General features: G+C 55.0%; 9 protein-coding genes. 4 read left to right on the plus strand and 5 right to left on the minus strand.

Going from position 1 to position 16,461, the window contains the following annotated elements; genetic code table 11:
- Positions 1-12: 12 nt before the first annotated feature.
- The 5 genes from PW792_08610 to PW792_08630 form a co-directional block, all read right to left on the minus strand.
- Positions 13-1,236: a hypothetical protein gene (locus PW792_08610; protein MDE1161993.1), complete on the minus strand. Its 1,224-nt coding sequence runs from the start codon at positions 1,234-1,236 to the stop codon at positions 13-15.
- A gap of 86 nt (positions 1,237-1,322) precedes the next feature.
- Complete coding sequence (locus tag PW792_08615; GenBank protein MDE1161994.1) at positions 1,323-2,924, minus strand: hypothetical protein; 1,602 nt, start codon at positions 2,922-2,924, stop codon at positions 1,323-1,325.
- Between the two features lie 73 nt (positions 2,925-2,997).
- Complete coding sequence (locus PW792_08620; GenBank protein MDE1161995.1) at positions 2,998-4,803, minus strand: hypothetical protein; 1,806 nt, start codon at positions 4,801-4,803, stop codon at positions 2,998-3,000.
- Between the two features lie 38 nt (positions 4,804-4,841).
- A complete protein-coding gene (locus PW792_08625) occupies positions 4,842-9,146 on the minus strand; it encodes a hypothetical protein (protein ID MDE1161996.1) in 4,305 nt (1,434 codons plus the stop codon).
- Positions 9,147-9,244: 98 nt separating this feature from the next.
- The gene (locus tag PW792_08630) at positions 9,245-10,204 is read right to left on the minus strand and encodes an SOS response-associated peptidase family protein (protein MDE1161997.1); all 960 of its coding nucleotides are present in this window, start codon (positions 10,202-10,204) and stop codon (positions 9,245-9,247) included.
- A gap of 242 nt (positions 10,205-10,446) precedes the next feature.
- Between PW792_08630 and PW792_08635 the strand changes: the two genes are divergently transcribed.
- Genes PW792_08635 through PW792_08650 form a run of 4 tightly spaced genes read left to right on the plus strand, consistent with a single transcriptional unit; the run spans position 10,447 to position 16,402 of the window.
- A complete protein-coding gene (locus PW792_08635; protein MDE1161998.1) occupies positions 10,447-11,394 on the plus strand; it encodes a recombinase RecA in 948 nt (315 codons plus the stop codon).
- Positions 11,391-12,902 carry a DNA polymerase Y family protein gene (locus tag PW792_08640; GenBank protein MDE1161999.1) on the plus strand — a complete coding sequence of 504 codons (1,512 nt, stop codon included), beginning with the start codon at positions 11,391-11,393 and terminating at the stop codon, positions 12,900-12,902. Before PW792_08635 ends, PW792_08640 begins: the two co-directional genes overlap by 4 nt.
- Positions 12,895-16,122: an error-prone DNA polymerase gene (locus PW792_08645; GenBank protein ID MDE1162000.1), complete on the plus strand. Its 3,228-nt coding sequence runs from the start codon at positions 12,895-12,897 to the stop codon at positions 16,120-16,122. Before PW792_08640 ends, PW792_08645 begins: the two co-directional genes overlap by 8 nt.
- Positions 16,109-16,402, plus strand: coding sequence for a hypothetical protein (locus PW792_08650; GenBank protein ID MDE1162001.1), 294 nt, complete (start codon positions 16,109-16,111; stop codon positions 16,400-16,402). Before PW792_08645 ends, PW792_08650 begins: the two co-directional genes overlap by 14 nt.
- Positions 16,403-16,461 lie beyond the last annotated feature (59 nt).

Here is a 16,461-nt window from a genome sequence, read left to right on the forward strand (position 1 = left end):
GCCGAAAGCAAGTCAGAGACTCGGAAGTGTGAAACCACATCGCTTTTCAACCATTAGCCGCTGACCTTCGCTCAGTGATTCGACAACTCCTCGGGGCTGTAGGCTAAGGCGCTCGGCGGCTGCTCGTACGGCTTCTAGAAGAGTCTTATCGCCACGGCCCTCTGCTGCAAGCCCAACAGCCGCTAGGAAGACAATCGAGCGCTGGCGGTCGTCCAGGAATAGCCTGTGGCGTGTCATACGCGAGAAGTAGTCGGTCGCGAAACCGTCAAAATAACCTCGGAAGACATCAACGTCGATTCCGTGCTTGGAGATCAGCTCGACTAAGGGGTCTAGTGACCATTTGGACGGCGTCCTAGTAGACGCAGCCTGGAACTCCGTAAGACTTTGCCGTGACCCGAAAAACAAATCTAGATATTCGTGAGAGGCGTGACCGAGTGCCTTCACTGCCGTCGATGCAAGACTGTCGTCTTGGGACCAACGACATAACGCCGAGAGAACTTCTAGGTCATGGATGCCAGCCCTCTTGAGAGCCAGGTTAATTGCTTTTCGGTTTGTGAAGACTTGCTTTCCCGCGTTGTCGATTCGTTGATCGATCGCCTTCACCCGCTCCGCTACATCGGCAGCAATGCGTGGGTCGTTATACCGAGCCGTAGACGTGATGATCGAGCCCAAGATCATTGCACCCGAAGCAGGGTATTCTTCGAGAGCCGCAAAGACTCCTTCTGGAAGACATCCCGGCCTGTCCACGCCGAACTCAATCCAAATTCGCAGAAGATCAGTGGCCACGTCCGTAGCCAAAGAATCATCAAGGATCAGAAGGCTTTTCATCACTCTGTACTGGTCTTCAGGTGCAATGAAAGGCCAAGTCGATAGGTAAAGCGTTGCAATTCGGGAAGGATCTACGACGGGAGACAAAGATTCCAGAACTGCATTTAGATCCGCATGGATGGCAACAGTCAAAACGACAAGAGCCCATCCAAGATCTGGACGATTCAATTCTCTAGCTAAAAGGAAGGAGCTTTGCCGCGAAGAGCGCTGCCCCGTCGAGACATAGGGAACCTCGACCGCAGGTTTCTGATGAACAGCTAGCTCGGTTCGGACAATCTTGGCAGTTCCACCCAACCGAAAGGCTTCGAGTACAGCATCGTTTTGAACTCCGTTGTACCAAGCGAATGCGGCGATGCGGGCAGTCTCCAGGCTTTTGATTCCGCCCGACGCAACCATGTCCTCAAACACTTCGAGAATCTCTTCGTGTGTCGGAGTGGGGAGTGTTGGAGCGCGTCCACTACAGGGAGTTTGGTCGAGAATCTTTGACGCATCTCTCATGGACGAACCTCGAACACCGGCGGATGAGCTTGCGCCTCGTCGAACAATTGAGTCACGGCGAATTTGACTCGTTCGTCGCGCATCTCGACGACGGCACTGATCTCTTGACCGATCTGATTGAAGGAGTAGCCGATGTGCCAAAGACGCTCGCCTACCATGAGGAAGCGATCGTGTAAGCTCTCGATCCGATAAAAGATCATAGTCACGTTGAGTTGTGACGCTATCTTTTGCGCGACAGATTTTGCGTTTTGCTCCGCAACGGTTCGCGCGGAAGTCTCCGCAGTCGTCGCCTGATCATTGGTGCCCGGCGAAGTGGCAAGTGCCCGCTGTGAGGCTCCAGTCTGAAACTGCGTAAGGACATGGATCACGGGGATGTGGTGCTCCCTCAGAGACATTACTGCAAGCGCATGCATCGCGCGTTCGTCGAGTACATACGGGTCTGCAACAATAATGCGCGGAGCTCCCTCATCTTTGCCCAGCTTCTGCAGGTCTCGGAGTGCCCGTTCTGAAGCGGAAGTATCTAAAACCGGATTGTAGAAGTATTCGCTGTCGGATGATGGACTCTGGGTGCGGAGGAGGCGACCTGCAATCCAAGCCTGATGTCTGAGCACATTAGTTCGGCGAGTACCGATAAAAGTCGGCGTGGCCTGCGTTCTAGGAATGATAAATCCTAGCTCTTTGCGACGGCCCTCTGCTGGGATGAGCAGCCTCTCTTTTCCATAGGTCGTCGTTTTCATCGAAAGTGACCTTAGAAACCAGTTGGCTTGAATGTCCATCGGGATGCCATCAACAGTCGTAAGGAGCGACATTGCTCCGAAATCCTCTTCAACGCGAACTGGGCCGGGACCTGAAATGTGCAAAGCGCGAACGATCAGATCGTCACGAATCAGCGTTCCCGTGGTGAGAACGTCATGCTCAAAGAGAGCCTTATCGACACTCTCGATCCGGAACGAGGCAGCGCCGTTATCATTCCCAACTTCAATCGAGAACGGTGAAGGGTGTATCTCATCTAGATCACCCAATTTCTCAGGAAATCTTGCAAGCGGGATCGCTGCCCAGCGAGCCTCCTGAAGACATTCTAGGTAGACAGCCACACGCCATGCGCTTGACCTTGTAAGTGATACCTGTCCGAAGCTCTTGCGCGAACCGATGCTCTCCTGTGTCCAACAAGACGTTTCCCAAAATGAGTTATCGCTCAAGTCCGTGGCGTGGCTGGCTTGGCGAAGACCTTCAAGCATTTCCACGAAAACGTAGTTGATCTCCCACGATTCAAACGACGTCTTCCCCGCTTTGGCCTCTGAGACGAGGCGGGCAGCATCAGTGCGCGAGGTCTTGAAGCGTAGACACAGAACCCGACCGGAATCGTAAGTTTTGTGATCGACATGCTCGGCGATGCTGGTGAAGTCGATGTAGCGTCCATACGTCGCAGATGTGTAGAGATTGTGCCAAACGCCATCGGACAACTCCGCAACGCAATGGATGACAGCGTACGTATAGATTGATTCAGTCAAGCGAACTGCCGCAGCAAAATCGGAATTGGAGAGATTACGCTGCGGCGTGGATTGATCTTGTGAGCGCCGAGATGTTTGCTCTGACATCGACTGTGGCTCCACTGGGTAAACGGAGGATATGATGCAACGGATCAGAAGGCGTAGTCGAGAACACATCTTTCTAAGCATTTGTGTCCAGGACCAACTTGAACAGAGTGTTGATCTTTCGCAAGGAGTCTATTGTCCTATCGAAGATCATATCGAGGGCGAGCCCCCATCCCTGCATATGCTGCTGAGGATCGATTCCGAAGAGGGCAAGCGCCTCAATCAACTGATTGGAAATTCCGCCCGCCAAGCTGTGTGCTTCCATGATGCGGAGTCCGTTCAGTTTGAAAATTGGCGTTAGCACACCCAACTCGACCTTGCTGTCCCAGCTCGGCGCGATCAACTGCCTATCCGCAACAAGATTCAGACCCGAGTCTTTTGCAATCTGGGCTAGCTGGCATACCGTGGCAATAAGTTTCAGACTCTGAAAATTAGCGATGTCGTTCTTCTTGACGCCAAGACTAACGGCGATTTGAAGCAAAGGAGCCTTTTGCCAACGTTGAAGGAGGTTGAAGATGTCCTTGGTGCGACTGAGAAGTTCGGAGAGCGGCATCTTTTCCAACGCGGTGTACCCAAGTGCCTTCAGCTCCGGATTCGTCCACCAACCGCAGTAGTTAATCTCTTCTAGGCCGAGTTGCCCCAAGTCGGTTGGAGTGAAAACGAGCCCAAGATTTTCAGCAATTTGCGCGAGGGTTTGGTTCACTGCCATAAACGCGTACACGAGTTCCTTCGCACGAACACCAATGTTCCGGTTCCCGTGTTGCCCCCGGTCTGCGATTGCTACATCTGCGACGACTGCGTACGCATGGTAGTGCTTGATCACGTTGAAGGGCGCACCCTCATACAGCTTCCGGAGTTCAATCGCTAGATGATTTCGCCCGATGCGGTCAACGAAGCTAACCGCCCAGTGGTTGCCATAGCCGACCCAACCACCCTCCGGAGATGTGTCGTACCCAGGCTGTTGCTCGAACTCAGCCAGTACCTCGTCGCGTACATATGCGAGCTCCATGGGAGCAAACGCACCCTTTCCCTTTCCATGGATGGGAGCGGTCCGGCCAGGCCAGAAGAGGCTTTCCTCTACGGGCTCTGAGATAGGGCTGCTGTGGGGATCAAGTAGGAGCTCTGTGCAGGAAACTTGGGAGATTTGGTTGGCGAAATCGAGATCAATGTCCTTGAACCAGAACTGACGCGCGGCCTGAACCGTGTGCCAACCATGCTTGGCGATGATTTCGGCAACGCTAGTGTCATCGGTCGAAAAGCGCTCATCGAAAAAGACGGCCACGGCGGCACAAGAGCGCTGATGGAGAAAGTCTTCCAAATAGTCCTTCAATACGGTGACTCGCGCAGTCGAGTATCCGTCCGAGGTGTAGGTAGACACCGACTCAACGCGAACCACATCGTAGACAGGCCTCGACAGATCATCCCAGCAAACCATTCCATTAGCGAGATTTCTAGGGACAAGCCGATATGCGGCGAGGAATTCGGGGTGAATCTGCAGCACCGTTTGCTTGCTATTGTCCCAAACGGCGAGCAGGCTTTCGTAACGCGGGCCTGCGGGGCTTTGAATCCAAAATTGAAAAACTTTCGAGTCGTCGGCTCCAAGTGACGTATTGGAACTGTCCGAACTTACTTTGTGGTGCAGGCCCCCTTGAACCTGAAGCACTGTTGGCAGCTCGGAGACAGGAATCATGGCCGTATAGAAGAGCCGGTTCCCCTTGTATCCGTTTTGTTCTTCACTCGTAATTTCCCCTATTAGAACCCGGTCGTCGGAAAACTTTATAAGCGGGCTTTCGCAATGAGCGAGAGGTGCGGGCCAAGAGCCGACTGGAACGACCAGGGCGGGTGTACCGGACGAATTAGATGAACCGGGAGATTCGGCCATAACTCATTTTATGAGGCGGTCACCTCGAGGACGAAAGACTATACCTCGGAAGGCAGGGTCGGATCAGGATCATCCTCAAGAATATCGTCCTCGTACCCCTCGTCGTCATGGAACGTCGGAGCAGGAAGTACAGGCGCATGGTTCTGGGCTAATTCCGCAAAAAACGTATGCATCGGGTTGTCAATGGGCCATTGGTCACGGAGGGCTACAGCCTGCGAAACATGGCTGAGATCTGCTGGAGGAGGGGTAAGCCCCGCGTAGGTACGCACGCCCGGCCCTCGAAGAGTGTTCGTAAATAGGACACTTCGGAAGCTGCGTCTCATCTCGTCAGCGAATGATTCAGCAATGCTCAGCACATGCAGAGCGAAAAACGGCTGAGACAGCGCCAAGCCCTTCGGACTCTCGTGAATCAGATGGTGGAGAAGACGAGTGTCCATCTCGTTCTCACTGTGCAAGAGCTCGTCGAGCGCTTCAAGCGTTGGACCATCCAAGTCTGCGATGTACCAAAAGATCGGAGCTAGAGCGTGGTACGCCTCCGGAAAGATGCGAAGAAGATCAATGAAGTCGAAAATCGCGTCACGGTACTCCGGAGAGTTCTTCGCATCACGCAGACTCGACCAAGAGAACGACGAAGGGATGGCCTTATAGTCAGAATCCACCCCATCGCTGTCCAGCTTCGCTCTGTGCTGCAGCCGTTGTTTCAAGAACGCCACAATCGCTCTAGGACAGGTAGAGCACAACTGCGAAAACAATCCACCGATAGAGTCGCGCTCAAGCTTTTCGATAGGGACTAGATTCGAGAGAACACGTTCGGCCTGGTCGCGGCTGAAAAGGTTCTTTGGTAGAGGGTGAACCCCAAGATTGTGGCAGTAATGTCCAGCAAGATACTGCTCCGTTCCGATTTTGAGGTCAGCATAGAGTTGGGCGGCTTCCGCTGCATAGCTGGAATGCTGCATGAAACGCCGCAGTCCAGCCATGAGATCGGCTAAAACGTAGTCCTCTGTGCGTGTCGCAAGAGCACGTAGCAAGTCAAAATCTTCAGGGATTGCGTACTCGACAGGAAATCCATAAGACGCTGTGCAGGCCGAAGCCCGGGCTAGAAAAACGTTCGGAGATTGCGCAAACAATAAACCGTAGTGCTGATATTGTGAGGGGTTGGAATAGCGCCATGCTTGCAGTGCAAAGGCCCCCTCCGTCGCCAGATAGGGCTTCTGATCAGTGACCAAATGTTCACTGAATGCACCCAGAAAATCGGCATCTTTACAGAGACGAGAAAACACCTGATCGAGGGCTTGGAGCCGCAGACCTGCGTCCACAGCAACGCGGATTACTCGTTCAACTGCATGGATCTGGTCCATCTGTCTCGGATGAGCTTGCGTAAGCTCGTCGAACGCCAGATCTTCGATACTCTGCCGCCAACCAGGAATCGAAACATCGTTGAACCTGATTTCTCCATCCTCATAAGGGTTCGTGCAAAGAGCGTAAAGAAGATTGCCAAAGGGGGGAGTTTGGAGCTCGGCCAGGATACTCGCAGCTCTTGCTTTGACGGTAGCTGACAGTGCCGAACGACGACCGATCCGGCTGAGCAATAGTCGAAGCTTGAAGGACAGAGCGGGACTTAGGTTTCCAGAACCGATACGAGCATGAATGCATTCGAGCGCCTTGAGGCGTTCGACCTCCTGCCAATCGAGCTCTTCTTGGGTAACAGAGCGGCCCATCTTCGGATGAAACTCAGCGATGACGTATCCAAGCTCCTTTGCAGCCAACACAGCAATGCGTGGCGAGGACGAGGCGAGCTTCTCGCAGATGATCTTCAACACACGCTGCCTGAGATGGGCCGTGCCGGTGTAATTCACTGGCAGCGCTGTGAAGGTGAAGGCACGCTTCCTCCAACCGTGGTCATCGACTTCGCACGCTAACAGCTCGTTGAGCAGGTCAAATGGCGTGAACTTACCGCTATAGGCGGAGTCATCTCCGGCTTTCTTCTCGACCATGTCGAGGAATCGTTCATTGAAATGGACGCTTTTGTATCGGTGATACGAGAGCGCTTCTTTAAGAGCTCTACGGGCTCCGTTATGGACGCCCTCGTTATTCGCCTGAGACAGCGTCCACAGTCGATCGAAGGCTCCCTGCGCAGCGGCCTCATGATAGATCGTCACACCTAGAAGCGGTGACACCTGCCGGAGCAATTCGTCCTGCGTCACCTTCCTGATGCTGTAGAACCGCTCGGGCTGCACTGGCTCGTCCATCGCGATCTCGGCGATTCGTTGCACACGTTCCGGTTGAAACGGCGAAAATGATGCAATGTCGCGCAGAAACCGTTCTCTTTCAATCGCACCTTGAGCTCGAAAGCTAGCGTATAGTGTTTCCCAGATTTGATCGAGCAGCCGTGACTCGGGTGTACGTTGGGTGATCCTCCAGTCCAACTCCGCGAAGTTCTTAAGGAGATTTGAAAGATGGGTGTCACTGAACGACTCAAATACTGCATCTGCAAAACCCGTCGACACCCCTGATTGCCCCACCGATGCCGACTCCAAGAGGTAGTCTCCAAACAGATCCGGAGCAATGCGTAGTCCACCTCTTCCGCGTACCAGAACGCCCCGCTGTTCAAGGTCATCAAGCCCCTGCCAAACTTGGTCGGGGCGAATAGAAAGAAAGGCTGCAGCACGGTTACCGAAGTTGTTGTCTTGTTCCAAAACCGGCTGAACGGCAGACATCAACCGGAGCAACTCTTGCCGGCTTCTACCACCTGCGGGAAGATCCCCTTCGCAGTCTGCTGCGAACTTTGAAAACACAGCATTGCGAAAGTCGAGGTCGTTGACCAACAGATCGGGTGATATCTGTCCGCGTGCAATCAGTCGGCCGCCAACGACAGTTATCAGAGGAGTATCTGCGGAAACCCTGGAGAGTGCTTCAGCATTGCTCTCGAACTGAGTTCCCAAGACTTCCCTGGCAATTTCCAAGACAGCATCGGGATTGGGTTCACGCAAGGAATCGAACCGGCGGATAAAGCTCTCGTCGGCCTCACGAGCTAGCGTTTCGTTGACGTACGCTTGACCGCTAGGCCGCGTTGCAATCACTAGTTTGCGTTTTGGTCCATTCCCGGTGTCGGTTGCGACATAAGCGATCAGATGGTTGAGATCGCTGTACTGGTGCGCATCGTCAACGATCAGGACAGTGTTCTCCGCAGGAACAGCCTTCGATGTCTCGTCGGTCCACTGCCCATGTGGATTCACCCATAGATAACGCCATCCTGTGAGCGACGTAGACCAGTCGATCAATAACTTCGTCTTTCCGACGCCACCTCGGCCAGGAAGGACGGCGATCCGTACACCATCGTCTTCAATAAAGCGCTTCAGTTCCTGGAGCCGCCCACGGCGTCCATAGAGTGTCTGGTCGTAATCGAAAAGAACCCCACGAGGTCCTCGGCGTTTTGGTTCGTAGAAAGTGTTTACGGCGATCTGAGAAGTACGTCGCTCAAGGACCTCGATGCGACTTTCATGATCGGCAAGCTTCGCGTCAACGTCGGCAATCCAGGTTCGCAGCGCGGCTGCGGAAATGTGGTCCGCGAGCGTCATGGACGATGCGGTCAACTCCTGAAGAAGCATTGCATGCGTTAATACTTTGTCTCCTGCTTGGCCGAGGAGGCTGACGACAAAGCTGAAGAGATTGCGGTATTGAATCTTTGCTCTTTGCTCCGAATTGTCTGGATCGCGCGCTTGGAGCTCTTCGCGAACAAGACGTTCAACCTCCTCGTGATTGCCCGCTCCGGTTACCCACTCAAAAGATCGAACCAGATCTTTAAAATCATTTTCGTCCTGGTCATCGAGAGTCCGGTGTAACGCTGCCCAACTCTCTTCCGTAACGGCTTCCGGTTTCGGGCAGGACTTAAGAAAAGTCTTTATAGCGAGAAGAGGCACGCTCGCTGAAGCGCCCGACAATGCTCCACTCTGTATCTGTTTCCAGAGTTCGATGCCAGGTTCAGCCGGCGACCAAGGAGATCGTTCCTTGCTTACAAAAGACGTCGTCAGAAATCGAAAGGTGATGCTGAGGCCCGGATTGGACTCACGATGACGACAGAAATTCGCAATGGACTCAAGGCTATCCGGCGTCCGCAGAGTGATATTGGAACTGGTCTGCTTCAGTTGTTCTAGAAGACGCTTCTTACTTCCACCGTCCGAATTAGCTGCAGCGACAACGGTGTCAATATCCTCGCCTGCTTCGAGGACAAGTTGATTTCCATCCGGAAGATCGAGCCAACGCGCGATCGTGACATTGACCTGGTAGATATACCCGGCGAATGTGGAAGCTGCGTCGCGCCCCGGAATGGGAAAGAAGCTCATTGACCTTCCAGTTTATCTTTTGAACTGGCGGGTACCCCCATTAGTTCTGGGTGAATTACAGCATTACGCCAGCATTCCGAGAGAGTGACAACAGGACATTACGCAGCAATCTGATGCACGTAGTACGGGACTTCCTTATCCGAGAGTATGTGTTCTAGTCGTTCTTTGCTCGCTCCGCTCGGAGTAAGCCATTCGGACAGATACTTCTCCTGAAGCGTGATGATGGTGCGCTGATGTCCCGTTGCAGCGACTTCAGGAAGCGGTTCATCGGTAATCGCGGCGAACGAGTAGAGGTCTGGCTCATTGGGTTTCGTCCAGCGGTCCCAGATGCAGGCTACGAGCATGTCGCTGGATGGTTGAGGATCGAACTCTAGGACGAGATTCTTTGGTTTCTCTTCGGGAGCTAGCTTGCGATGTTCATAGAGATGAAGCGGAACATTCTCGTAGAAGCCTGAAATGACCAACACGGCATGATGCTGCCCGTAGACCTTGCTCCAGTAGTCATCCAGACTGTCGCGCCGCGCGTTGTACGTTCCCGGAAACCGCTTGTCGTAGTCTGCGGGCTTTCCCGCCAACCGGCAGGCGTAGCGCATGGGACGAATGAGGGTCTTATCATTTTCTCGAATGAGGACTGGCGCGTAGATCATCGGGAAGATGCGGGCGTCTTCATTGTTGGGTTCGGTTCTTCTGAGATCTGCCAGCTGTTCCAGCAGAGCCTGAGACTTAGCAGTCCCGATGCGAACGTCTTCCCGAGCCTTCTTCGTTTCCTTCTTTGCGAGGGCTTCTTCGGCAACCGCGATACGCCGCTTCTGAACGAAGACTTCGCTCTCCCAATCCGTTCGCTTCTCTTTGAGGTACTGAGCGATGTATCCGGCGGTGCGCTTTTGAACCTCCGTTTCCGGGTTTGCGAAGTTGCGCTGCAAATCGCGCGACATCTTGATGTCTTCGCCTTCGGCTCGGCGGCGGTATGCGTCTTCAAACGCCTCCCAATCGACTTCCGCCTCGTAGCGGCGCGAGAGGTGTTTGAGGTTCTGTCGAACTCGTGCCGAGTAACACATGGGTTTCCATTATAAGATTTTGGGCCCGATTCACATCTTGACCAGACGCAAGCCGTTATCTATGAGCTAGATAGGAATTCATGCACCTGTTCTTATGCAATTCGGCGGCTTGACCTTCCTCCCCACTGATAGGCGAATATAAAGCGAAGGTGTTCGCCATGGCCTCCGCCGCCACAATCCGGGTGCAAGTAGAGTCGGCCCTCGCGCGGAAGTATCCTTCTGCACTGACGCCTCCCCCTCGCATGGTGCGCCCGGTCGTTTCGTCGGGCATAGACGCTCTTGACGAACTGATACAGGGGGGCTTGCCCGTTGGGGCGGTTACGGAGTTTGTAGGAGAAGAGTGCTCCGGGCGTATGTCGCTGGCCCTGTCGTTCCTGTCGCAGATTACGGCGATGGGCAAGGTGTGCGCTTGGATCGACGCCTCCAATACCTTTGACCCCTCATCGGCGGCTTCGGTCGGCGTAGACCTCAAGCGGCTCTTGTGGGTGCGTTGCGGTGTCAGCGAGGCAACCGTCGAACCTGAGACACGGAAGTTTGCTCTTCCCGCAGCGTGCTTCGCTTCCAAGCCTGGATTGAAGGGACTTCATGGCGGCGGACATGGAACGCACCCACGATCAGAGGTCAAAGGACTTTCAGCCGCTGTCGATAAGTTCTTGAGCAACGAAACAGTGACTGCCAGATGTGCGGAGCCAATCTCAAAACCTCGGCCTGCTCCACGGCACTTTGAGTCCAGCTTGAAATCGTCCACTGTACCTGTACGCACCCCGCGACGCGCGAAAGTCTACAGCGCGGTTGAGCAAGCACTAAGGACAACAGACCTGTTGATTCAGACTGGCGGTTTCAGCGCAATCGTTCTTGACTTTGGAGAGATCGCCAGCGAAGTGGTCTCTAAAATCGAGCTGTCCACTTGGCATAGGTATAGGGTCGCGTCGGAGCAGACCCAATCGAGCATCGTGCTCCTCTCGCAATACGCTTGTGCCAAGAGCGGCTCAGAATTACAGCTTCGGCTTTCCGCGCTGGAGAACCTGAGAGAAGAGCGAACGGTATTCACCGGTCTCAAGGCCCGCGCAGAAGTGCTTCGACAGCGTTTCCCGCAAGCTCCCTCGAACGTCGTACCAATGCGAAAGTCACCTCAACGGATCTGTGAAGCTCGCTGGGATCATCGCGCGAGTTGGGCAGGTCCCCGATGAAGCATGTGCCTGAGCTATATGCCTGCATTTATGTGCGCGAACTCCCCGCTCAAGCATTGCTGCGTTTACGGCCTGAACTGAAGGAGAAGCCATGCGTCGTTCTGGAGGGTGAAGCACTTGGCCAAACAGTGTGTTCCCTGAATACGCGGGCGCGACTGCTCGGACTCCGGCAAGGCATGACGAAGGTTGAAGTTGAGACCTTCGAAGACGTGATCGTGTTGCAGCGAAGCGTGAAAACCGAGAGTGCCGTCCGTTCTGTTTTGTTGGAATGCGCTGGAGCCTTCTCACCACGACTGGAAGATCGAAGTGTCGATGGGATTTTCATCTGCGCCGTGGACGTTGCAGGCACAGAAGGTTTGTTTGGACCTCCACAACTTCTGCCGAAACTCGTTCGCCAACGCATTAGCGCTGTCGGTGTCGTTGCCTCGGTGACTGTGAGTGCGAACCTGAACACCGCCATTTGCCTCGCGCGTGGGCTCAAACATGGAGTGGCAATTCAAGTTGTGCCTCGCGGGGCCGAGGCGCAAGCGTTAGGGGCGCTCCCTGTCTCGGTGTTACACATCACGCCGTCGCAAGCGGAAACCTTCAGCGTATGGGGAATTCGTAATGTCGCTGCACTCGCTGCGCTCCCCGAGAAGTCCCTGATCGCTCGTCTGGGGCAAGATGCCAAGCGATTGCTACAGCTCGCGAACGGTACACGACCACACCTGTTCCAGCCGATTGATATTCCCTTCGTGTTGGAAGAGCAGATTGAACTCGATTTTCCGTTGGACGATCTTGAATCCCTGCTCTTCGGCGTTTCAACGATGCTGGAACAGCTTATCGTTCGCGCCAAGTCTCGCGTGCTCGCCTTAGCTTCGGTGACGATTACGCTACGTTTGGGCGGTGGAGGCTCTCACGAACGCAAGGTGAATCCGCGCGTGCCGACGAACGAAAAGCAGCTATGGGTCAAGCTGTTGCACCTTGACCTCGAAGGCCATCCTCCACCCGCGTCCATCCTTGGCGTTCACCTCTTCGCGGAGACAGGAGCAACAAGCAAAGTTCAACTTGGGTTGTTCTCTCCACAACTGCCTGAACCCGGAAAGCTCGATGTGACCTTGGCCCGTATTACGGCCATCGTTGGCGAGAACAACGTCGGACAAGCGGTGCTTGACGACACACTGCGAGCGAGCGATTTCCATGTAGAGCCGTTCTCGATCACCACTGCGGAGCCCACGCCTGTTCAGAAGTCTTCTGCATTGTGTTTACGTGTACTCCGTCCTGCTGAACGGACAAGGGTTGATATTCAGCGCGGACTTCCGCAACAAGTTCACTTCCGTTCACGTTGCTACTTGATTCAGGAAGCCTACGGGCCTTGGCTGAGCGGCGGCGATTGGTGGAACGAAGCGATCTGGGGGAACGAGCAATGGGATGTCGTCGGCAAGGCCAGCGACAACGCGATGCTTGTGTGCAGGCTGGCACGGGACTTCATCGCAAACGATTGGCGAGTGGCGGGTCTCTATGACTAATCGCTACGTCGAACTCCACGCAAACAGTGCCTTCTCGTTTCTGGAAGGCGGTTCTCAACCCGAAGCCCTGGCGGAGCGGGCGTTCGCCTTAGAGATGCCGGCGATGGCGCTTATGGATCGCAACGGATTCTATGGGTCTGCGCGCTTTCACAAGATCGCTGAAGAAAACGGCATCAAGGCGCACGTCGGCGCTGAAGTCTCCGTCTCAGCTCTGGGCAACCGGTTAGCGCCTCCCATTTGGACGCCACATCAACACCTCGCCGAACCCTCGCGCCTTGCTCTGCTGTGCGAGACCAGAGAGGGATACCAGAACCTTTGCCAACTCATCACGCGCTTCAAGATGCGTGAGAGCACCAAGCAGGAAGGCTCGGCAAAGCTGGCTGATGTGGAGGAGTACAGCAAAGGTCTTGTCTGTTTGACCGGAGGCGATGAAGGGCCGCTGGCTGCGGCGCTCATGACCGGAGGCGAAGCTGCTGGCCGCGAAGCGGTGGAGAGGCTGGTTCGTATCTTCGGACGAAGCAACGTCTATGTCGAAGTACAGCGACATCGCGAACGAACGCAGGAGTGGAGAAACCAAGCTGCGTTGCGGATCGCTGAATCGCTCCGTTTGCCCGTGCTGGCAACGAACGGCGTCCGCTATGCCACCAAGTATGACCGCGAGATCGCGGACCTCTTCACTGCCATACGGCACCATACGCCTCTCGACCATGCCGGGCGATTGTTGGCAATCAACAATCAAAGGCACCTTCGACCCGCAGAGCGAATGGTCTCGCTCTTCCGAGACATTCCGGGCGCCGTCGAGAACACGGTCGAACTCTCGTCGCGCTTGGACTTCCAACTCTCAAAGCTTGGCTACGAGTTCCCGCGTTATCCGGTTCCGGATGGCGAGTCTATGGATAGCTTTCTTGCGAAACGCGTGGCTGAGGGCGTAGCCCGGCGCTACGGTCCAAAGCGCGATGCCGGTCTTCTCGAACGCGCGAAGAAGCAAGTGGCACACGAACTGGCGCTGATCGAAAAGCTTGGTTTCGCCGGTTACTTCCTTATTGTTTGGGACATCGTTGAATACTGCAAGAAACACGGAATCTTGATTCAAGGCAGAGGCAGTGCCGCGAACTCGGCGGTCTGCTACGCGCTGGAGATTACCGCTATTGATCCGGTCGGCATGGAATTGCTCTTTGAGCGTTTCCTCTCTGAAAGCCGTGGCGAGTGGCCCGACATCGACCTCGATCTCCCTTCGGAAGAGAGGCGTGAGCAAGCAATCCAGTATGTCTACGAGCGTTACGGTCGGCTCGGCGCGGCTATGACTGCAAACGTCATCACGTATCGCGGCAAGTCCGCAGCACGCGAAGTCGGCAAGTCACTGGGCTTCGACCCCGAGTCCTTGCAACGCCTGTCCGGGCTGGTGGCGAACTACGAATGGAAAGGCCCGAATGACACGATGGCGCGTTCGTTCCAGAACGCGGGCTTTGACGTGGAGCATCCGCGTATAGCAAAGTACCTCGAACTCTGTATGCGGGTGCAAGACTTTCCGCGTCATCTTGGCCAGCACTCGGGCGGCATGGTGATCTGCCAAGGCCAGCTTGATAAGGTCGTCCCGCTCGAAAGGGCTTCCATGCCTGGAAGAACTGTCGTGCAGTGGGACAAGGAAGACTGCGCCAACCTAGGAATCATCAAGGTTGATTTGCTCGGTCTCGGCATGATGGCCGTATTGAAGGATTGCCTGTCACTCGTGCCCGAGCATCACGGCGAACAACTCGATCTCGCACAACTGCCGGAAGACGAGGAAGTCTATCGAACTCTACAGCGTGCCGACACGATTGGGATGTTCCAAGTGGAGAGCCGGGCGCAGATGTCGTCGCTGCCTCGCAACCGGCCTGAGAAGTTCTACGATCTGGTCGTACAGGTCGCCATCATTCGTCCCGGCCCTATCGTCGGCAAGATGATGCATCCTTACATGCGGCGCAGGCAGAGGCAGGAGGAAGTGACGTACCCGCACCCCTCTCTTGAATCGACGCTCAAGCGAACACTCGGCGTGCCCCTCTTCCAGGAGCAGCTCTTGCGTATGGCAATGGTCGTCGCCAATTTCACCGGTTCGGAAGCTGAAGAGCTTCGTCGAGCCGTTGGGATGCGCCGCTCGTGGGAGCGGATGAAGAACCTTGAAGGTCGTCTGCGGGATGGCATGACTGCTAATGGACTTGATATTGAGACGCAAGAGACCATCATTCAGAACATCAGCTCGTTTGCCCTCTACGGCTTTCCAGAGAGCCATGCTGCCAGTTTCGCGCTCATCGCGTACGCATCGGCGTATATCAAAGTGAAATACCTCGCGGCCTTCACCTGCGCGATGATGAACAACCAGCCGATGGGTTTCTACAGTCCCTCCGTCATCATTGAAGATGCACGGCGGCATGGCTTACGGGTAAAGCCGATTGACATCCAGGTATCGGACTGGCCCTGCACTATCGAGCACGAGGACGACCGTTCCCTGTCTCTGCGGCTGGGGCTTGGGTATGTGCGAGGACTGCGGAGCCAATGTGCAGAGGCAACCGTTAGGGCACGTTCGAGCGGACTCTTCCGATCTGTGGATGATCTGGTGCTTCGCGTTCCTCGGCTCAATCGAAAAGAACTCTCACTCCTTGCTAACGTAGGAGCCTTGAACAGCCTCGATGGTGTCGAGCATAGACGCGATGCTCTCTGGCAGATAGAACGGGCTGGCAAGCCGGAAGGCCCGCTGCTCATGCAGCAAAGCGAACTGCTGCGGGAAGACTCCCCAGAGATACCGCTGCAGCCGATGAGTGCCGAAGAGCGACTTGTTGCAGATTATGCAGTGAGTAGCGTCACAACCGGCCCGCATCCGATGTCCTTCCGACGCGAGGAGTTGAGACGACGCGGATATTTGCGGGCTGCCGACCTTGCCCAGCGGCCTCACGGCTCATATGTCAGAACCGCAGGGCTCGCGATCGTTAAGCAACGTCCTGGTACTGCTTCCGGTGTTGTGTTTCTCTCCGTTGCGGACGAGACGGGAGTCTTCAACGTCTTCGTGGCCCCGGACTTTTTTGAAAGGAATCGACGGCTCATCACGACTGCGAAGTTCTTGGCGGTAGAAGGACCGTTGCAAAAAGAAGGCCCGATCATTCATGTGATGGCGAAGTCACTCAAGGAACTTTCGGCAGAGAGCCAGGCTGGCCGCTTACAGGTGACATCGCATGACTTCCACTAACAAAGGCTCAAAGGTCGGCGGTCACCGAGACGAGGTCGATCAGCAGAAACTTGGACCAGCGATGGTTGTCGCTGCTGGTCTCATTCTTGGAATGCGGACGATCCGCTGGGAGGCAACGCACAGCGATGGTCTTTCAAGCACTGAATGGGAGAAGGAAGTCGAGCACAGTGTACGGGTGGCCAAGCGCGTTCTGACTTTCTTAACGACTCGGTATCCCGACCTCTTTCAGACAAAGAAAGTGCCTTGGTACGTGGCGAATGACGACGATTCGCCACGCTAAACCTCCGACGGAAATCAGATATCGAAGAGGAACGACATAGGATTCTTCACACAGGTTCA

Source organism: Acidobacteriaceae bacterium, assembly GCA_028283655.1.
Lineage (GTDB): Bacteria > Acidobacteriota > Terriglobia > Terriglobales > Acidobacteriaceae > Granulicella.

Bases quoted from the DNA above. Each gene is read 5' to 3' on its own strand.
- PW792_08650 (MDE1162001.1), top strand. From the start codon at position 16,109: ATGACTTCCACTAACAAAGGCTCAAAGGTCGGCGGTCACCGAGACGAG.
- PW792_08645 (MDE1162000.1), top strand. From the start codon at position 12,895: ATGACTAATCGCTACGTCGAACTCCACGCAAACAGTGCCTTCTCGTTT.
- PW792_08620 (MDE1161995.1), bottom strand. From the start codon at position 4,803: ATGGCCGAATCTCCCGGTTCATCTAATTCGTCCGGTACACCCGCCCTG.
- PW792_08640 (MDE1161999.1), top strand. From the start codon at position 11,391: ATGAAGCATGTGCCTGAGCTATATGCCTGCATTTATGTGCGCGAACTC.
- PW792_08625 (MDE1161996.1), bottom strand. From the start codon at position 9,146: ATGAGCTTCTTTCCCATTCCGGGGCGCGACGCAGCTTCCACATTCGCC.
- PW792_08630 (MDE1161997.1), bottom strand. From the start codon at position 10,204: ATGTGTTACTCGGCACGAGTTCGACAGAACCTCAAACACCTCTCGCGC.
- PW792_08615 (MDE1161994.1), bottom strand. From the start codon at position 2,924: ATGTCAGAGCAAACATCTCGGCGCTCACAAGATCAATCCACGCCGCAG.
- PW792_08635 (MDE1161998.1), top strand. From the start codon at position 10,447: ATGGTGCGCCCGGTCGTTTCGTCGGGCATAGACGCTCTTGACGAACTG.